This is a genomic window from Streptomyces sp. 11-1-2 (assembly GCF_003595545.1).
Classification (GTDB): Bacteria; Actinomycetota; Actinomycetes; order Streptomycetales; family Streptomycetaceae; genus Streptomyces; species Streptomyces hygroscopicus_B.
Genome location: NZ_CP022545.1, coordinates 986,328 through 1,006,609, shown reverse-complemented (window position 1 = coordinate 1,006,609; position 20,282 = coordinate 986,328). Strand labels below are relative to the sequence as shown.

At 73.5% G+C, this 20,282-nt stretch carries 9 protein-coding genes; 6 read left to right on the top strand and 3 right to left on the bottom strand.

What is annotated here, in order from left to right; all coding sequences use genetic code 11:
• The first annotated feature begins 280 nt into the window (after positions 1 to 280).
• From CGL27_RS04455 to CGL27_RS04430, 6 genes are read left to right on the top strand one after another with little or no spacing between them, the layout of a single operon-like run.
• The gene (locus CGL27_RS04455) at positions 281 to 7,561 is read left to right on the top strand and encodes a type I polyketide synthase (protein ID WP_119984695.1); all 7,281 of its coding nucleotides are present in this window, start codon (positions 281 to 283) and stop codon (positions 7,559 to 7,561) included.
• Complete coding sequence (locus CGL27_RS04450; protein ID WP_119984693.1) at positions 7,558 to 12,153, top strand: type I polyketide synthase; 4,596 nt, start codon at positions 7,558 to 7,560, stop codon at positions 12,151 to 12,153. Before CGL27_RS04455 ends, CGL27_RS04450 begins: the two co-directional genes overlap by 4 nt.
• Complete coding sequence (locus tag CGL27_RS04445; RefSeq protein ID WP_119984691.1) at positions 12,150 to 12,476, top strand: phosphopantetheine-binding protein; 327 nt, start codon at positions 12,150 to 12,152, stop codon at positions 12,474 to 12,476. Before CGL27_RS04450 ends, CGL27_RS04445 begins: the two co-directional genes overlap by 4 nt.
• A 3-nt stretch (positions 12,477 to 12,479) precedes the next feature.
• Positions 12,480 to 13,421 carry an alpha/beta hydrolase gene (locus CGL27_RS04440; RefSeq protein ID WP_119984689.1) on the top strand — a complete coding sequence of 314 codons (942 nt, stop codon included), beginning with the start codon at positions 12,480 to 12,482 and terminating at the stop codon, positions 13,419 to 13,421.
• Complete coding sequence (locus CGL27_RS04435) at positions 13,418 to 14,674, top strand: glycosyltransferase (protein WP_119984687.1); 1,257 nt, start codon at positions 13,418 to 13,420, stop codon at positions 14,672 to 14,674. The genes CGL27_RS04440 and CGL27_RS04435 overlap by 4 nt, the downstream gene beginning before the upstream one ends.
• Positions 14,671 to 15,777, top strand: coding sequence for a class I SAM-dependent methyltransferase (locus CGL27_RS04430; protein WP_119984685.1), 1,107 nt, complete (start codon positions 14,671 to 14,673; stop codon positions 15,775 to 15,777). The genes CGL27_RS04435 and CGL27_RS04430 overlap by 4 nt, the downstream gene beginning before the upstream one ends.
• A 92-nt stretch (positions 15,778 to 15,869) precedes the next feature.
• On the opposite strand, the gene CGL27_RS04425 is transcribed toward CGL27_RS04430, so the two are convergent.
• The 3 genes from CGL27_RS04425 to CGL27_RS04415 form a co-directional block, all read right to left on the bottom strand.
• Positions 15,870 to 16,664: an SDR family oxidoreductase gene (locus CGL27_RS04425; RefSeq protein WP_119984683.1), complete on the bottom strand. Its 795-nt coding sequence runs from the start codon at positions 16,662 to 16,664 to the stop codon at positions 15,870 to 15,872.
• Between the two features lie 160 nt (positions 16,665 to 16,824).
• A complete protein-coding gene (locus CGL27_RS04420) occupies positions 16,825 to 19,332 on the bottom strand; it encodes a glycoside hydrolase family 3 C-terminal domain-containing protein (protein ID WP_162952869.1) in 2,508 nt (835 codons plus the stop codon).
• Between the two features lie 154 nt (positions 19,333 to 19,486).
• Positions 19,487 to 20,248, bottom strand: a complete 762-nt coding sequence (locus CGL27_RS04415; protein WP_119984681.1) for a GNAT family N-acetyltransferase — start codon at positions 20,246 to 20,248, stop codon at positions 19,487 to 19,489.
• Positions 20,249 to 20,282 lie beyond the last annotated feature (34 nt).

Sequence of the window (20,282 nt, the reverse complement as noted above, 5' to 3'; positions counted from 1 at the left end):
TTCACTCATGCGCCCCGGCATACCTTCGGCAGCGATCTCTTTCACCTGAGATATATGAACATTTAACAGAGGGGGAGGAGGTGGCAACACCGCCGATGTCTTCGCGTCTGGCGAGAATCAGCCCGTCGTGGCGCGGGCTTGCGACTGCTTGTTGACTCTTCAGTAATGAAGTGGCTAATTTCAGCCCCGCGCCGTTTCGCGAGATTCCCGTGCCATACGTTCGACATGCGTGCCCGAATTATCTCCCTTTCCTGCTGCGCTAGCGATTTTCGGAGAAAACATGTCATCCGCCGTGGACGCCGGCGATCTTGTCATCGGCATCACTCCCTTCGGGGAACCGGACGCCAGACTCGCCGCAGCGGTCAGCCGCGCGGGCGGTCTCGGCGTTCTCGACCTGGGCACAACGGGCCGCGAGGCCCTCCAGGCGTGGGAGGACGTCGGCGAGTGGGTGGCCGACGGGCGGTACGGCGTGCGGGCCGCGGCGGGCTGCCGCCTCACCCCCGCGGACCTGCCGGACGCCCCGGCCACCGGCAGCCCGGAGGGTGGCGCGCCCGGTCCCCATACGGTGGTGCTCGGGGTGGACTCGCCCTGGCCGGTGGAGGCCGTATCCGGCCGCTGCCGAGTGCTGGCCGAGGTCACCGACCTGGACGAGGCGCTCGAAGCCGTCCGTGCCGGAGCGCACGGGCTGATCGCCCGGGGCAGTGAGAGTGGCGGGCGGATCGGGGCGTTGGGCACCTTCGTCCTGCTGCAGCGGCTCCTCGCCGACCCCCGGGTGTCGTTACCGGTGTGGGCCTGCGGCGGCATCGGCCCACACACCGCCGCGGCGTCGGTACTCGGCGGCGCGGCCGGGGTCGTGCTCGACACTCAGCTGGCCCTGCTCGCCGAATCGGGGCTCCCGGAGGACCGGGCCGTCGCCATCCGCTCCATGGACGGCTCCGAGACCACCGTCCTCGACGGGCACCGCGTCCTGCGGCGCCGGGGGCGCGCCACCCAGCACATCGAGCCAAATCTGACGGTGGGTCAGGACGGCTTCCTGGCAGCCCAGTTCGCCGAACGATGGCGAGATGTGGGCCGCACCGTCCGGGGCATCACCGACGCCATCCGGGAGTCCGCGCACGAGGCCGGACGGAACGGCTCCGCCGTCTCGGCGCTGTGCCCCGGCGCCCCGCTGAGCACCCGCCTCGGCACCCGGCTGCCCATCGCACAGGGTCCGATGACCAGGGTCAGCGACCAGGGCGCGTTCGCCTCCGCCGTCGCCGCCGGGGGAGCGCTGCCGTTCATCGCGCTCGCCCTGGCCGGACGTGAGCAGGCGCGCACCATGCTGGAGGAGGCCGCGGCCGCGCTGGACGGACGCCCCTGGGGCGTCGGGGTCCTCGGCTTCGCACCCGAGGAGATCAGGAACGCCCAGCTCGAGGCCGTACGGGAGATCCGCCCCAGCCACGCCATCATCGCGGGCGGACGGCCGTCCCAGGCCAAGGCGCTGGAGCGGGACGGCATCGCCACCTATCTGCATGTGCCCTCGCCGGGGCTGCTGCGCCAGTTCCTTCAGGCCGGGGCCCGGCGGTTCGTCTTCGAGGGCTCCGAATGCGGCGGCCACGTGGGGCCGCGCAACAGCTTCCCGTTATGGGAGGCCCAGATCGCCGTCGTCGAGGACTTCCTCGACGACACCGCGCACGACCCGCGTCATACGGCGAACACCCACGGCACCGACGGGACCGACGGCAGCGAGGGCGCGGGTATCGAGATCCTCTTCGCCGGGGGAGTGCACGACGAACGCTCCGCCGCGATGGTGGCCGCGCTCACCGCCCCGCTCACCCGGCGCGGTGTCGCCATCGGCTCGCTGATGGGCACCGCCTATCTCTTCACCGAGGAGGCGGTGGCGCACGGCGCCGTACAGCCGCTCTTCCAGCGCCACGTGGTGGCCGCCGAGCGCACCGTGCTGCTGGAGACCGCCCCCGGCCATGCCACACGCTGCGTGCCCAGCCCCTTCACCGAGAGCTTCGACACCGTCAAGGAACGGCTGCGGAACGAGGGCCTGCCGGACCGGGACGTCTGGGAGCGGCTGGAGCGGCTGAATGTGGGACGGCTGAGGATCGCCAGCAAGGGCATGGACCGCGGGCCCGACGGCGCGTTGGCTTCGGTGGACGAGGAACACCAGCTCAGCGGCGGGATGTTCATGGCCGGACAGGTCGCCGTGCTGCGCTCGGCCACCACCACGATCGGCGCCCTGCACCATGCGGTGGGCCCCGGCGCCGCCAACTTCCTCACCGCACGCGCCGAGGAGGTGTGCGAGCGCCTGGGCGTGGCCTCGGCCCCAGCGGCGGCCGAGGCGCCCGCGCCGCTGGACGTGGCCGTGGTCGGCATGGCGTGCATGTTTCCGCAGGCGCCCGACCTCGCCTCGTTCTGGGCCAATGTGGTGGGCGGTGTGGACGCCGTCACCGAAGTGCCCGCCGAGCGCTGGGACCCGGCCGTCCACTACACGGGCGACAAGGACGGTGCCTCCGCCTCCAAATGGGGTGGCTTTCTGCCACCCGTCCCCTTCGACCCGCTGCGCTACGGCATCCCCCCGGCCTCGCTCGGCAGCATCGAACCCGTCCAGCTGCTGGCCCTGGAGGCCGCCCGCCGGGCCCTGGACGACGCCGGATACGGCGCACCCGGCGACGGCGGCCGGACCTTCGACCGCTCCCGCACCTCCGTGGTCTTCGGCGCCGAGGCGGGCAGCGATCTGTCCAACGCCCAGACGCTGCGCGCCGTCCTGCCACGCTACGTCCGCGAGGTGCCGCGGGACCTGGCGGACCAGCTCCCGCGGCTCACCGAGGACTCCTTCCCCGGCATGCTCGCCAACGTCATCTCCGGGCGGATCGCCAACCGGCTCGACCTCGGTGGCGCCAACTACACCGTGGACGCCGCATGCGCGTCATCGCTGGCCGCCGTGGACGTGGCCTGCAAGGAGCTGACCGCCGGCACCAGCGACCTCGTACTGTGCGGCGGCGCCGATCTGCACAACGGCATCAACGACTATGTGCTCTTCTCCTCGGTGCACGCCCTCTCCCCGACGGGCCGCTCCCGCACCTTCGACAGCTCGGCCGACGGAATCGCGCTCGGCGAGGGCGTCGCCTGCGTCGTCCTCAAACGGCTGGCCGACGCCGAACGGGACGGCGACCGCGTCTACGGCGTCATCAAGGGCGTCGGCTCCTCCAGCGACGGCCGCTCGCTCGGGCTGACCGCCCCGCGCCCCGAGGGACAGCGGGCCGCGCTGGAGCGCGCGTACGCCAATGCCCACCTCTCGCCCGCCGACGTCGGCCTGCTCGAGGCGCACGGCACCGGCACGGTCGTCGGCGACCGCACCGAACTCACCGTCCTGGGCGAGGTGTTCACCGACGCCGGGGCCGCACCGGGCGGGTGTGCGCTGGGCTCGGTGAAGTCCCAGATCGGGCACACCAAATGCGCCGCGGGGCTCGCCGGACTGGTGAAGGCCGCGATGTCGCTGTACACCGGCGTCACACCGCCGACACTGCATCTGACCAGGCCCAACGAGGCATGGGACGCGGACCGCAGCCCCTTCGCCTTCCATACCCGGGCCCGGCCATGGGCCGCCGCGCCCGCCGAACGGGTCGCCGGGGTCAGCGCGTTCGGCTTCGGCGGGACCAACTTCCATGTGGTGCTGGCGGCACACGGCCGGGGAGCGCCGCCCGCACAGGGGCTGGACGCCTGGCCCGCCGAGCTGTTCCTCTTCCGCGGGGCCGACCGGGCGGCGGCGCTGCGGGTGGTCCAGGAGACACTCGACCAGCTCATGGCCAATGACACGGCAGGACGGCCATGGCGGCTGCGCGACGTCGCGCTGACCGCCTCCCGGCGGGCCGACGCCGGGCAGGAGCCGGTCCGGGTGGCCGTGGTGGCCTCGGACCTGGACGACCTGGCCGCACGATTACGTCAGGTGCTCGCGGGCGATCCGCCGGGCCCGGGGCCACGCGGAACGGACGGGCCGCACATCGCCCCGGACGCGGCCGAAGAGGCTGGGGGTGAGCCGCGGCGCGGCAAGGTCGCCTTCCTCTTCCCCGGGCAGGGCAGCCAGCGGCCCGGGATGTTCGCCGACGCCTTCGTCACCTTCCCCGAACTCCAGCGTCAGTTGCGCCACGGACGCGCCTACGCCGACGCGCTGTATCCCCCGGCCGCCTTCGACGAGGCCGGGCAGGCGGCACAGCGCACCGCCATCACCGACACCCGGGTGGCCCAGCCGGCACTGGGTATGGTCGGGCTCGCCGCGTACACCCTGCTGACCTCCGCCGGGGTCCGGCCCGACATGGCGGCCGGACACAGCTACGGCGAGCTGGTCGCACTGTGCGCCGCGGGCGCCCTCGACCCCCGTACGCTGCCGCAGTTGAGCGCCGAGCGGGCGGCAGCCATCCTCGGCGCGGCCGAGGCCGCCGGGGAGGAGCCCGGCACCATGGCGGCCGTGACCGCGGCCCCCGGCGAGGTCGAGCCGGTGCTGCGGACGGCCGGGCTCGCCGAGCGTGTGGTGACCGCCAACCACAACGCGCCACGGCAGACCGTGATCTCCGGGCCCGAGCGGGACGTCCAGGAGGCGGTGCGGCTGCTGCGGGCGGCCGGGCACTCGGTCAAACGGATCCCGGTGGCCTGCGCCTTCCACAGCCCGCTGGTGGCCGGGGCGGGTGCGCGGTTCGCCGAGGCGCTGGCCGGCCATCCGGTGCGGGCGGCCGAGTTCCCCGTCTGGGCGAACCGCACCGCCGCCCCGCACGGCGCGGAGCCGGACGCCATCCGCGCCGAACTCGCCGCCCAGATCGGCGCGCCCGTCCGCTTCGTGGCGCAGATCGAGGCCATGTACGAGGCGGGCGCGCGGATCTTCGTGGAGGCCGGTCCGGGGACGGTGCTCACCCGGCTGGTGGGGGAGATCCTCGACGGCCGTCCGCACCTCGCCCTCGCCTGCGAGGGACGGCGTAGCGGCTCCGCCGGACCGCGGGGGTTTCTCGACACCCTCGCCCGGCTGGCCGTCGCCGGTGTTCCGGTGCGTACGGCCTGGCTGTTCCACGGCCGTGACGCAGTGGCGGCGGGATCCGCCCCACCACCGAAACGGCCCGGCTGGACGGTCGACGGACACCTGGTCCGCACCGCGGACCGTGAGCTCCTTCCCGGTGCGCTGGCACCGGCCCGACGTGTCATGGAGGCGACCGTGAGCCAGACCGATCGGACGGGTGGCGGCGAGTACGAGGGCAGGGACGCCCTGATCTCGGAGTTCCTGAGGACCAGCCGGGAGATGATCGCCGCCCAGCGCGATGTGCTCCTCACCTACTTCGGAGGGGCGCCGGGCGAACGGCACGCGTCGCCACCAGCTCCGGTCGCCACGGCCGCGTCCCTACCCGCCGAGCTCGGCCCGGTGGCCGCCGTGCCGGTGGCCACTGCTGCGGTGGCCGCCACCTCAGGTGCCGCCGGGCCGGTGGCCGCCGTGTCTCCCGCCTCTGCCCCGCCCGCGCCCGCCACCGGGCCCGATGTGCTGCGCGCGGTCTCCGAGATCATCAGCGAACGCACCGGCTATCCGGTCGACATGATCGAACCCGACCTCGATCTCGAAGCCGATCTCAGCATCGATTCCATCAAACGCGCCGAGATCGCGGGCGAGTTGGCGCGGCGCCTCGGTGTCGCGGGCGCGGACACCGCCGCTCTGGGCGATGAGGAGCTGGAGGAGCTGGCCAAGGCCCGTACCACCGCCGCCGTCACCGACTGGCTCAGCGCCCGCCTTGCCCCCGCCCCCGCGGCCTCCGCCACACCGCCCGACGAACCGGAGCCGGTGGCCGAGGATGTGGCGGCCGAGCCCGTTGCCGTGGTCGAGCCCGAGCCCGAGCCCGTGGTCGTGGCCGGTGTGGCGCCCAAGCGGCTGCGGCTGGTGCCCGTGCCCCTCGGCGCACCCGACGACGGTGCCACCGCACCGCCCGATCTGACCGGCCGGCGTTTCGCCCTGCTCGGCGGGGAGGGTGACGGGGTGGCCGAGGCGGTGGCCGCCCGTCTCGTCGAGCGCGGTGCCGAGGCCGTCCGCCTCGCCGCCGGGCATCCGCTCACCGAGGGCGACGGCCGGGTGGACGGTGTGCTGCTGCTCGACCCGCTGGCTACTTCCGGCGCGCCGGTGCTGCCGGAGGCGTTCACGGCCCTCCAGTCGGCCCTGCGGCGCGCCCCGCACTGGCTGCTGGCGCTCCGCCGAGCCGACCCGCTCGCCGCGCGCACGGCCGGGTTGCGCGGGGTCTTCCGCACGGTGGCCAGGGAGTACCCGGACCTGGTCACCAGGCTGGTGGAGTTCCCCGCCGACGCGGCCGGGCCCGCACACGTGGCCGGGTCCACCGACGCGGCCGGTTCCGCCGACGCGCCTGGGTCCGCCGACGTGGCCGGTGCGGCGGACGTGGCTGGGTCCACCGAAGCCCCCGGTTCCGCCGCCGCAGCCGGATCCGCCGAAGCCCCCGGTTCCGCCGCCGCGCCCGGATCCCCCCAAGCGCCCGATTCCGCCGAAACGCCCGGGTTCGCCGACGCCGTGGCCGACGGCCTGCTCGACGAGTTGCTCGCCCCGGCCCGTACGCCCGTCGTGCTGCGCACCGCGGAAGGGCGGCGCCACCGGCTGGACCTCGTGGAGGCCCCGCTGGGCGCGCTCGCCGGTTCGGGCGCCGGGCCCGCCGGGGCCGGCGCGGCGGAGGCCGCCGCGCTCGGCCTGGACCGGGACGCGGTGGTGGTCCTGGTCGGCGGGGCGCGGGGCATTACCGCGCGGTGCGCCGCCACTCTCGCGTCCGCCGCCCGCTGCCGGATCGAGCTGCTCGGCCGTACGCCGGAGCCCGTCGGCCCCGAGGACCCGGCCACCGCCGGGGCCCGCGACGAGACGGCCCTGCGCGCGGCGCTCGCGGCCCGGGGCGGGCTGGGGCCCGCCGAGATCCAGCGGGAGGCCGCACGGATCCTGGCGCGGCGGGAGGTTGCCGCGACCATCGAGGAGCTGACCGCCCTGGGCGGCCGGGTCCGCTATCGCTCGGTGGACTTCCGCGACGCCGAAGCGGTGCTCCAAGCGGTGAAGCAGATCCACGCCGACCACGGACGGCTGGACGGTGTCGTCTACGGGGCCGGTGTGATCGAGGACCGGCTGATCGCGGAGAAGTCCGCCGAGTCCTTCCAGCGGGTGTACGGGACCAAGGTGGAGGGGGCCCGGACGCTGCTGGACGCGCTGGCGGAGCTGCCCGAACCCCCGGCGTTCGCCGTGTTGTTCGGCAGCATCGCCGCCGCCCTCGGCAACCGCGGCCAGGTGGACTACGCGGCGGCCAACGACACGCTGGAGACCCTCGGCGCGCGCTGGCGGGACCGCACCGGCCGCCGGGCGCTGACCGTGCACTGGGGCCCATGGGCACCGACTGGCGCCCATGGCGGGATGGTCACACCGGAGCTGGGCCGCGAGTACGCCCGGCGCGGCATCTCGCTCATCGACCCCGAGGAGGGCACGCTGGCGCTGCTGCGCGAGCTGGCCTGGGGCGAGGAGTCCATCGGATCCGTCGTCTACACCGCCTCGGACTGGTGAGCGTGACGGACGAGCAGGCGCACCGGCAGCCGCCGGTGGCCATCGTCGGCATGTCCGTGCTGCTGCCCGGCTCCCCGGACCTGGACACCTACTGGCGCAACCTGGTCGGCGGCGTGGACGCCATCAGCGACGTCCCGGACGGGCGGTGGGATGCCGGTTTCTACGCCCCGGACGGCGATGGCGACACGCCCGCGGCGCCCGACCGGGTGTACTGCCGTCGGGGCGGGTTCGTGGACGAGTTCGCCCGGATCGAGGCCGCCCGGTTCGGGATCATGCCGAACTCGGTGGCCGGCACCGAACCCGACCAGCTGATCGCCCTGGGCGTCGCGGCGGCGGCCATCGCCGACGCGGGCGGTGCGGACCGGCTCCCCGACCGGCAGCGGGTGGGCGTGGTGCTGGGCCGGGGCGGCTATCTCACCCCCGGGCTGGTCCGGCTCGACCAGCGGGTGCGCACGGCTCACCAGCTCGTACGGACCCTCGGCGAGCTGCTGCCCGACCTCGACCCCGGCCAACTCGACCTCGTACGAGCCGCGTTCACCGAGCGGCTCGGCCCGGACCGGCCCGAGGCGGCCATCGGCCTGGTGCCCAACCTCGCCGCCTCGCGCATCGCCAACCGGCTCGATCTGCGCGGCCCCGCCTACACCGTGGACGCCGCCTGCGCCTCCTCGCTCGTCGCCGTCGACCAAGCGGTGGGCGAGCTGGCCTCGGGCCGGTGCGATGTGATGCTCGCGGGCGGAGTGCACCACTGCCACGACATCACCTTGTGGAGCGTGTTCTCGCAACTGCGCGCGCTGTCACCGACCCAGCGGATCCGGCCCTTCCACCGCGCGGCCGACGGCCTGCTGATCGGCGAGGGCACAGGTGTGGTCGTCCTCAAGCGGCTCGACGACGCACTCCGCGAGGGCGACCGCGTCTACGCGGTGATCCGCGGCACCGGTGTGGCCTCCGACGGCCGCGCCACCGGTCTGGTCAACACGGACCCGGGCGGTCAGACCCGGGCCGTACGACAGGCGTGGCGGGCCGCGGGCCTCGATCCGCGCGAGCCGGGCGCCATCGGGCTGCTGGAGGCGCACGGCACCGCGACGCCCGCCGGGGACACGGCTGAACTGGCCACGCTGGCCGAGGTGTTCGGCCCCGGTGGCGCGCAGGGTGAGACGGCCGTCATCGGCTCGGTGAAGTCGATGATCGGCCACACCATGCCCGCCGCCGGTGTCGCCGGTCTGGTGAAGGCCGCCCTCGCGGTCCACCACGGCCGACTGTTGCCCACGCTGCACTGCGACGACCCCCATCCGGCGCTGGCGGCCACCCGCTTCTCGGTGCTCGGCGCGGCCGAGCCCTGGGAGGCACCCGTACGGCGCGCCGCCGTCAACGCCTTCGGATTCGGTGGGATCAACGCCCATGTGGTGCTGGAGCAGCCGCCGGTGTCGGTGGCGCAGCGCGCCACGACCGTCGTCATCGAACCGGAGCGGGTGCTGGCCCTGGCCGCGGACACCCCGGAGCGGCTGGCCGAGGTGCTGGCGGTGGACGACGCGACCGTACGGACGACGGTGACGGGGCGGGACGCCCGTACCCGGCTCGGCATCGTCGACCCCACCGCCAAACGGCTCGCTCTCGCCCGGCGCATGGTGGCCAAGGGGCGTCCCTGGCGTGGCCGCAACGACATCTGGTTCACCCCCGCGCCGCTGCTCGGCGCGGGCCCGGCGGCCACGGAATACGCGGGTACGAGAAAGGCGGCCACGGGAAAGCTCGCCTTCGTCTTCCCCGGCCTCGAAGCCGAGTTCGTCCCTCGGGTGGACGGCGTCGCCGAGTACTTCGGGCTTTCCCGCCCCGCCGGGGACCACGTCGGTGAGGCGGCCCGCGTGGGCGACATCGGCCGTCATGGTGTCGGTGTCTTCGGCGTCGGCCGGCTGCTGGACGCGGCGCTGCGGCGGATGGGGGTCGTACCGGACGCGGTCGCCGGGCACAGCGTGGGGGAGTGGACCGCGCTGGCCGTGGGTGGCCTCTACGCGGGTGAGGAGGTCGACTCCTTCCTCGATTCCTTCGACCCCGACGCGCTGCGAGTGCCCGGCCTGGCCTTCGCCGTCCTCGGCGCCGGTGCGCCACGGGTGCTCGCGGAGCTGGAGGCGCGGGCGGACGGCCGGATCGTGCTCTCGCACGACAACGCGCCCGGCCAGTCGATGGTGTGCGGACCGCGCGACGATGTCGAGGAGTTCGTCCGGGCCCTGCGCGCCGAGGGCGTGATCGCGCAGCTCCTGCCCTTCCAGTCCGGTTTCCACACCCCGATGCTGGCGCCCTACCTCGACCCCATCCGAGCCGTGACGGAACGCTTCGAGCTGCTCCTGCCGCCCAGGATCCCCGTCTGGTCCGGAACGACCGCCGCACCGTATCCGGCGACCGAGGCGGAGGTGCGCGAGCTGTTCATCCGCCACTTGCTGGAGCCGGTGCGCTTCCGGCTGCTGACCGAGGCCCTGTACGAGGCGGGCTTCCGCGCGTTCATCCAGGTCGGCACGGGCCAGCTGGGGTCGCTCATCGGCGATACGCTGCACGGCCGCGACCACCTGGTGGTGGCCGCCAACTCCCCCCACCGCGACGGCGTCTCCCAGCTCCGCCGCGTGGCCACGGCCCTGTGGACGGAGGGGGCGGAGGTGGATCCGGCACTGCGAAGCGAGGCTGAAGCCTCGCGAGCGAAACCAGTGCTTCCTCCGGTGCGGCTGGACCTGAACGGTTCACTGGTCTCGTTCAGCGAACCGAGGCTGAGCGAATTGCGCGATGAGCTATCGCGAGCGGTGCCCTGGGGAGCGGGGCCGCGCCGTGGTGCTTGGTCGCCGTCGCCTGGTGCGGGTCGGGTGGCGCCCACCCGTTCCGCCCCGCGGAACGATTGCCCACCACCATTGTGGGAAGCCGAACTACTCGCCCTGCTCGACGAGACCGCCACCACCGCGACAGCGGTCATCGCGGCAGGCCGCCCACCGATCCCGCGCACCCACGATCTGCGGGTCTCCACCGAGACCATGCCCTACCTCCATGACCACTGCTTCTTCCCCCAACGCCCCGGCTGGCCGGATGAGTCGGACCGCTGGCCCGTGGTCCCGGCCACCACGATCGTCCAGCACCTCATGGACGCGGCGGAGCACACAGCGGCGGAGCAGACGGCCGGAGGCGCCGTGGCCGTCGCCGTCCACGGCGCCCGCTTCGACCAGTGGGTGACGGCGGCACCCCCCAGCACCGTCCCCGTCACCGCGACCCCCGCCTCGGCGGCCCAGTACACCGTCACCTTCGGCCGCAGCGCCCGCGCCACCGTGGAAGTCGCTCCCCACCATCCCGCGGCCCGACCCACCCCCTGGCCCGCCGACCCCGCCACCGAGCGCAGGCCCGACCACACCGCACATCTCGTCTACGCCGAGCGCTGGATGTTTCATGGCCCGGCCTTCCAGGGGCTCACCGCGCTCACCGCGATCGGCGAGTCGCACATCCGCGGCACGATCACCACGCCCCCCGCGCCCGGCGCGCTCCTGGACAACGTCGGACAGCTCCTCGGCTACTGGATCATGGCGACCCGCACCGAACGGACCGTGGTCTTCCCGGTCGGCATGCGTCTGATGCGCTTCTTCGGCCCGCATCCGAGCCCCGGCACGCCGGTGGAGTGCCTGATCAGGATCACCTCGCTGACCGATACCGCGCTGGAGGCCGACGCCCAACTGCTGATCGGCGGTGAGGTGTGGGCGGAGCTGTCCGGCTGGCAGGACCGCCGGTTCGACAACCACCCCGTGGAGCGCTTTCCGCAGCGCAACACGCTGTCCCGGCCCCAGCCGGGCGGCTGGGTACTGCTCCATGAGCGCTGGCCCGATCTCGCCTCCCGCGATCTGATCATGCGTAACCACCTGAGCAGCGACGAGCGCACCGCCTACGAACACCAGCCGCCACGCGGCCGCCGACAGTGGTTGCTGGGCAGGATCGCGGCCAAGGACGCCGTACGGCGATGGCTCTGGGACCACGGCGAAGGCCCGGTCTTCCCCGCCGAGATCGGCATACGCGACGACGCCCACGGGCGCCCGTGCGCCATCGGCGTCCACGGCCGGACCCTGCCCGAGCTGGCCCTCTCGCTGGCACACCGGGCCGAGGCCGGGGTCGCCCTGGTGGTGCCGCGCGCACACGGGACCCCGGGCCCCGGTATCGCCATCGAAGAGGTTGCCGACCGCGACGACCACGCCCTCGCGGCCGCCTTCGGCCGGACCGAGCGGGAACTCCTCGCGGCCGCGACGGCCGGGGGCGGTGGATCGCGCGCCCGCTGGGCCACCACCTTCCGGGCCGCGAAGGAGGCGGTCGCCATGGCGGAGGGCCCCGGCCCGCGCGCCCGGCCACGTGACCTCACCATCGCCGCGGTACGGCCGGGAGCCGATGACCGCGACGCGGCACCGGCGGCCCGGCTCATCGTCGAGGTGGCGGCCACCGCCCCCGGGCAGCGCCGTCGCCGCTACCAGGTCCACTGCATCACCATCGCCAACCCGCCCGGACTGCCGGACAGGGACTACGCCGTGGCCTGGACGACCGGCCCGGACCACCAGGAACAGGACGAGGAGAGCGATCAGTGACCACCGTCAATCAGACCGCCTCGGCACCCCCCGTCGACGCACCGGCCGTGCTCGCGGAGATATCTGGGATGCTCCGGACCATGCTCGACGAATACGGCCTCGACGAGATCGAGGTCACCATGCGGACCCGCTTCACCCAGGATCTGGAGCTGGAGAGCATCGACCTGGTGACGCTGGCCGGCAGCCTGGAGGCCCGGTACGGCAGACAGGTCAACTTCGCCGAGTTCGTGGCGGGCCTGGAGCTCGACGAGATCATCGACCTCGCCGTGGGGCAACTCGTCGAGTACGTCGTCCGGAGCCTCAGGGCAGCCGGGGGGAGCTGACCCATGGCGATGATCGACACCGGCCGCGACACCTGCGAGGGCACGGGCAGCGGCACAGGCAGCGGTACGGGCGACGACGCGGACCACGCCACGGACCATGACGGTCCGGATACCGGGCCGGACGGCGTCCGACTGCATGTCCAGCGGCTGTCCCCGCCCGACGGCCGTCCGCCCAACGCCACCGCCGTGCTCATCCACGGTCTGCTCACCGACTCCCTCGCCAGCTGGTACTTCACGGTGGCCCCGGACCTCGCCGCCGCCGGGCTGGAGGTGGTGATGTACGACCAGCGGGGACACGGCCGCAGCGAGCGCCCCGGCTCCGGCTACCGGCTGGACACGTTCGTCACCGATCTGGAGCGGCTGCTCGACCGGCTGGACATCACAGGCCCGGTCCATCTGGTGGGCAACTGCTTCGGCGGAACGGTGGCGTTCGCCTACGCCATGCGCCATCCGGAGCGGGTGGCCGGGATCGCGGTGATCGAGGCGAAACCCGCCACCGAGAGCTGGCTGACCGAGATCAGCGGAATCCTCCGGCGCGTCGCCGCCGAACTGGTCGTCCATGAGGCCGAGTCGCTGGCCTGGGTCAGCGCCCACCGGGGCGCCCACACCGCACGGCTGGCCAAGTCGGCCGCCCGCCTGGTCCGTACGACCACCATCGCCGAGGACGTACCGGCGAGCCGGGTGGTGAGCGAGGAGCAGGTCGGCGCGGTGCGCTGCCCGGTGCTGGCCGTCTACGGCGCCGATTCCGAACTCGCCGGGCAGGAGCGGTGGCTGGAGTCGGTACTGCCCGGCACTCGGACCGTCGTCCTGCCGGGACAGGGGCATTCGGTCCTCGCCGAGGCGCCCACGCGCATCCGCGAACTGCTGCTGTCCTGGATCCACGGGTGCGAACCGGGCACCGGCGCCCCGGTGGCGGACGCACCCCTGGAGGCCGATGCCTCATGAGCGAACCCAGCAGATCGCAGGCAGCCCCACCCCGCGTACCCCGCCGCTTTCTCTTCGTCGTGCCGCCACTGGTCGGCCACGTCAACCCCACCCTCGGCGTGGCGGCCGAACTGACCGCCCGGGGACACCAGGTGGCCTGGGCCGGGATGCCCGAGGTCGTCGGGCGGCTGACCGGGCAGGGGGCGACGGTCTACCACTGCGCCGGGCCGGTGCTGGGCGAGGGCGGAGCGGACCGGCCACCGGACGTACGCGGCCCGGCGGCGCTGAGGTTCCTGTGGGAGCGGTTCCTGGTGCCACTCGCCGAGGCCATGGCCCCGGGCGTCGCCAAGGCCATCGAGGAGTTCCGCCCGGATGTGGTGATCGCCGATCAGCAGACCGTGGCGGGTGGACTGGTGGCCGAACGGCTGGGGGTGCGCTGGGCCACATCCGCCACCACCTCGGCGGAGTTCACGGGCGCGCTGGACGGTCTGCCCAAGATCGACGCCTGGCTGGACGGGCAAATGGACGAGGTGCGGGGCCGGATCGGCGATCCGGAGAGCACGGCCGATCCCCGGTTCTCACCGGATCTGGTCCTGGCCTTCACCACCGAGGAACTGGCGGGACGGCCGGCCCGGGCGGGCGACCGCATCCGTTACGTGGGCCCGTCGATCGCCGAGCGGCCGGCCACGACGGACTTCCCCTGGGAGTGGCTGGACCCCGCGCGCCTGGCCGTCCTGGTCACGCTCGGCACCGCGAACACCGATGCCGGGGCGCGTTTCCTCACCGAGTGCCGGGAGGCCGTACGGGCCCGGGCCGGTCGTTTCCAGACGGTCATCGTCGACCCGGAGGGCGTACTCACGCCGGACGGCCCGGATGACGAGGACGTCCTGGTGCGCCGCTACGTCCCGCAACTCCCCCTTCTGGAACGAGTGAGCGCGGTGGTGTGCCACGCGGGCCACAACACGGTCTGCGAAACCCTGTGGCACGGCGTTCCGCTCGTCGTGGCCCCCATCCGGGACGACCAGCCGGTGGTGGCCGCGCAGGTGGTGGACGCGGGCGCGGGCGTCCGGGTCAGGTTCGGCCGGGCGAGGGCGGCCGGGCTCGGCGAGGCGCTGGACACCGTCCTGTACGAACCGGGGTACCGCATCGCCGCCGAGCGCGTCGGGGCCTCGTTCCGCGCGGCGGGCGGCGCCGTCGCGGCGGCCGGACATCTGGAAGCGCTGGCCGCGAAGACCGGTGGCCATGCCACGCCGACTCCCGAGGGGGACCGATGAGCCGCACGTCCGACGCACCACACACGCCCGCGAAGCCGTCGCGCGCCGAGACCGTCGCCGCGCTTCGCCCCGGCTACCAGGCCGATCTGGTGCGGGGCACCGGGCGGTTCTTCGAACCGCGCCGTACCGACTGCCCCTGGTGCGGCTCGACGCGGCTGAAGCGGCGGCTGCGCACCAGGGACCGCTACCAGAGCAAGCCGGGCCGCTTCGCGCTCGACGCGTGCGCCGACTGCCGCCACGTCTTCCAGAACCCCAGGCTGAACGGCGACGGCCTGGAGTTCTACTACCGCGACTTCTACGACGGGATGGGGGAGATGGAACTCGGCAACCTCTTCGCCGGGCGGGACAAGGTGTACCGGCGGCGCGCGATGTTCCAGGAGCCCTCCGCCGAGCCCCCGAAGACCTGGCTCGATGTCGGCACGGGACACGGCCACTTCCCCGCAGTGGCCCGTACCGTCTTCCCCGCCACCCGCTTCGACGGACTGGACTTCACCGACGGCGTCGAACTGGCCGAGCGGACGGGGCGCATAGACCGGGGCATCCGTGGCAGCTTCCCCGAGCTGGCCGAGGAGAGCCTGGCCGGGGGCTACGACGTGGTGAGCATGTTCCACTATCTGGAGCACAGCACCGATCCCCGCGCCGAACTCCGCGCGGCCCGGCGGGCGTTGCGCCCCGGTGGCCATCTGCTGATCGAGGTGCCCGATCCGGAGTGCTGGTTCGCCCGGCTCCTCGGCCGCTTCTGGCTGCCCTGGCTGCAGCCCCAGCATCTGCACTTCCTGCCGGTGGCGAACCTCCGGAAGGAACTGGACGCGCTCGGCTTCACCGTCGTCGCCGAGGAGCACCGCGAACCGTCCGACACGGTCGATCTGCTGGGCGCCGTATGGCTGTCACTGAACGCGGTCATCCCGCCCGACGACGCCCCTTCGCTGCCGCGACCGCCCGGCCGGGCGCGCTGGCTGCTGCGCTGTGCGCTGCTGCTCGCGGCCGTCCCCGCGCTGGTCCTCGCGACCACATTGGACCGGCTGTTGCTCAAGCCGCTGGCGGGGTGGGGGAAGGTGTCCAACGCCTACCGGGTGGTGGCCCGGTGCGATGCGCCGATGTGATGCCCCGGCCCGTCCCGGCCCCCGCTGAGGTGCCCCGCTGACGTGTCCCCCGGGTCCCGCCTCGGGGCCCGGGGGAGCGGATGGTGCCCGCGTCAGGGGAGGATCGAGTCGACGTAGCCACCGTCGGCACGCACGGCTCCGCCGGTGGTGGCCGAGGCGAGCGGCGAGCTGAGGTAGACCGCCATGTTGGCGATCTCCTCGGGCTCGATCAGCCGCTGGAGCAGCGACTGCGGCCGGTACTTGGCCATGAACTCCCGCTGGGCCTCGTCCCAGGGCAGCTCAGGGTCCACCAGTTCGTACACGAAGTCCTCGACACCGCCGGTGTGGGTCGGCCCGGCGATCAGCGAGTTGACGGTGACGCCCGTACCGGCGGCCTCCTTGGCGAAGCCGCGGGTGACCGCGAGCAGCGCGGTCTTCGACATCCCGTAGTGGATCATCTCGGCCGGGATGACGACGGCGGAGTCACTGGCGACGTTCACGATCCGGCCCCATGCCCGGTCCTTCATCCCGGGCAGCAGGCTCCGGATCATCCGGACGGAGGCCAGGACGTTCACCTCGAAATAGCGCCGCCACTCATCGTCGCTGATCTCCAGCGCCGGAGTGGCCCCGAAGATGCCGAGGTTGTTGACCAGGACATCGGCGTCCGGCACGGCGCCGGTGACCTCACGGGCGCCGTCGTCGGACGTGATGTCGCCGGGGGCGGGGATGAACGAGCCGCCCTCCGTGTCCTCCTCCAGCTTCTGGATGGCGGCCTCGACGGACTCCTGCCGGCGCCCGTTGATGGCGACACGGGCGCCCGCCCGCGCCAGGCCGGCGGCGATGGCGAATCCGATGCCCTGCGTGGAGCCGGTTACCAGGGCGGTCCTACCGGAAAGGTCGATCTGCACGGCGCTCCTTCGTCGATGCCTTAAAGCTTGCGTGCGCCATTAGTTGCACACGCGCCATACTAGCGTAGTCCTCGTATGCGAAGGCGGCCACGGCCGACGGGACTTCGGCCACGGCCGGGACTTCCGGCCACGGCCGACGGGACTTCCGGCCACGACCGGCCTAGGCCCCGTGGCGGATCTCGATCTGCCCGCGCAGCTTCGGATCGCGGGAGGAGGAGCCCACTTCCACGGTTCGGCGCCCGGTGCCCAGCACCCAGCCATGGCGTTCGGTGTCCCAGGAGGACAGCGTCCGGGCGGCCACCCGTACGGTCACCTGCCGCGCCTCACCGGGCCGCAGATGGACCCGCCGGAATCCGGCCAGGGCGCGCTCGGCCTGGTCGGGCGGCAGCTCGGGGGAGGGCCCCACATACACCTGGGGCACCTCCGCCCCGGCCCGCTGCCCGGTGTTGCGCACGGTGAAGACCGCCTCCAGCCCGCTTCCGTCTCTTCGCAGCCGCAGCCCCGCATAGGCGAAGGTGGTGTACGACAGGCCGTGGCCGAAGGGGAAGAGCGGCCGCACGCCTTCGGCGTCGTACCAGCGATAGCCGACCTGGATGCCCTCGGAGTACTCCTCACGGCCGTTCACCCCGGGGTAGCGCCGGGGGTCCTCGGCCATCGGATGGCGGTCGTCGGAGACGGGGAAGGACTGGGTGAGCCGGCCGCTGGGGTTCGCGTCGCCGAAGAGCAGGGCGGTGGTGGCGGCGGCGCCCTCCTGGCCCGGGTAGTACATCTGGAGGACGGCGCCGGTGCGGTCCAGCCATGGCATCGAGGTGCACGAGGAGGTGTTGAGGACCACAGTCGTGCGTGGGTTGGCCTCGGTGACGGCGGCGATCAGCGCGTTCTGATGGCCGGGAAGGGCGATGGTGGTGCGGTCCCTGCCCTCGGTGGCGTCCTCGTGGGCGAAGAGCACCACACTGTGCGCGGCGTGGGCGGCGCGCACGGCCTCGGCGACATCGGTGGCGCTAGTGGCGGAGGTGGTGCGGCGCAGCCGGAAGGTCAGCCCCTCCCCGCCGCCCTTGGCGGTGACCTTCAGCCGGTGCTTCCCCGCCGCCAGCGCGACGGCCGCCCGGCGCACGGCGAGCCCGTCCGGGGCGGCGCTGAGGAAGCCACCGGTGAAGTACTCGCCCAGGCCGGGCCGGAACGGGAACAGCTCCTCGCCGTCCAGCAGGACCTTCGGGCGGCCGGTGGGCGGGCCACTGAAGTGCAGGACGAACGTCCACTCATCGGCCTCGGCGACGGTGAGGGTGCCGTCGTAGCTCCAGCTCTTCCCCGCCGCCACCTTCCGCTCCTCCAGCCCGGTGGCCGGGGAGAGCGCGGCGGCGGGGAGCCGCTTGCCGAACACGTCCTCGCCCAGGGCGTAGTCCACCCGGGCCCCCTTCCCGGCACGCTCGCGCATCGCCTCCAGCGGGCTCGCGGCGTGGTCGGGGACCACCTGGGCGCTGCCGCCGCCACTGACGAAGGGGATGGAGCCGGCGGGCCCGACGACCGCGATCGACCGGGCGGCGGGCCCGGTCAGCGGCAGTGTGCCGTGCTCATTGCGCAGCAGAATGCCGCCCGCCGTCGCGACCTTCAGCGCGGTGCGCGCCCCGGCCTCGGGATCCCGGCCGGGCCTCGGCGGGGCGCCGCCGTCCAGCAGTCCGAAGCGGTCCATGACGGTCAGGACGCGACCGGCCGCGCGATTCACCTCGGCCTCGGGTACGGTCCCGTCGGCCACCGCCCTGAGCAGGGCGGCGCCGAAGTACTTGCCGTCGGGCATCTCCATGTCGAGCCCGGCGCCGAGGGCCGCCGCGGTGCTGTGGGCGGCGTGCCAGTCGGTCATCACCCAGCCGTCGAAGCCCCAGTCCTCACGCAGCACTCTGGTCAGCAGCGGCCCGCTCTCGCAGGCGAAGGCCCCGTTGACCTTGTTGTAGGCGCCCATGACCGCCCCGGCGCCCGCCCGTACGGCCGCTTCGAAGCCCGGCAGTTCCGTCTCCCGCATCGTCCGCTCGTCGGCGATGACATCGATCGACTCCCGCTCGTACTCCTGGTTGTTCAGGGCGAAGTGCTTGACGGTGGCGATCAGGCCCTCGCCCTCGATGCCGCGGACCTCCTCGGCCACCAGCTCGGAGGCGAGCAGGGGGTCCTCGCCGAACGTCTCGAAATTGCGCCCGGCATACGGGGTGCGGATGAGATTGACCATGGGGGAGAGCAGCACATCCTGGCCCAGAGCGCGGCCCTCGCGCCCGATGGTGCGTCCGTACTCCCGCGCCAGCGCCGGGTCGAAGGCGGAGGCGAGCAGTACCGGCGCGGGCAGCGCGGTGGCCCGCCGGGCGACCCGCACGCCGGCGGGCCCGTCGGCGAGGCGCAGTGGTGGAATGCCGAGCCGGGGGACACCGGGGGTGTAGCCCGCCTGCCCGAGGCTCTGGGGATCCTTCGCGCCGTGCAGCAGCGAGACCTTCTCCTCGAGCGTCATCCGGCCGATGAGGGTGTCCACCCGGGAGGCGGGACCACTTGCGGGACCGGGCGCGGATCCGGGGCCGGAAGCGGGATCGGCCGCGGCCGCCGGCCGGCCGCCCCCACCGGTGGCGGCGACGGCCATCGCCCCTCCCAGGAAGGACAGGGCGGAACGTCGTGACAGGGCGCCCGGCATGGCGTCACTCCATCTCTCGCGGCTCGAAGACGTGTGTGTACGCAGGCGTGCTGACGTTGCTTCGGTGTCCGTCGGGTGAACACCGTGCGGACATCACATCACGCGGTCGGCCGCTCGCCGGTGTGCGCCGGGTTTCGGGACCGAGGTGTCGGGGTCAGCGCGCGGCGATCCGCGCGGCCACGCAGAGGTCCTCGTTGCGGTAGCCGAGGCGGGTGTAGAGCCGTTCGGCGGGGGCGTTGTCGGCGAGCTGCCACAGTGTGCAGAAGCCGTACCGGCGTACGGCGTACCGGGTGAGCCAGGAGGTCAGCGCCGCGCCGAGCCCCTGGCCGCGCTGCCGGGCGTCGGTCGCCACGGACGCCATCAGCGGGGCGCCGCTGTCCCGCAGGCTGCTCAGGGCGCCGCAGGCCACCAGCCGCCCGTCCTCGCCCCGGATCCCGGCCCACAGGCTGATACCGGAGGAGCCGGGGCCGGTCGAATGGGCCGGGCTGTGCTCCCGGAGGAAGGCCTGCAGCTCCTCGTGGTGGCCCTCGCCGAGCTCGACCACGCGCTCCTCACCCGGATGGACGGTTGGCTCGTCCGGTGTCCAGCGGAAGACCCACTCGACCACATCGGCCAGCGGCAGATGGCGGGCGACCAGGGCGTCGGTGCCGCGGGGACCCGTGAACTCCTTCACATCGTCGGGAAGGCGCTGTGCCGCGCCCAGCACCAGACCGGCGGCGGCCACCGGCTTCCCGACGCTCCACACATGGCCCCGGGGGCCATCGAGCCAGGCCACGGCTCCGGGGCCGGACCAGCTGAGCCGGCCGGCCGGGCGTCGGCGTGCCGCGCCGAAACGCAGCAGGGCGGAGCCCGGGCGGTCCTCCAGGCCCTGGGTGAACAGATCCGCGGTACGGGGAGGGAACGTCGTGGACTGCATCACTTTTCGGATGGGTGAGGAGTAGGGGAGGGGC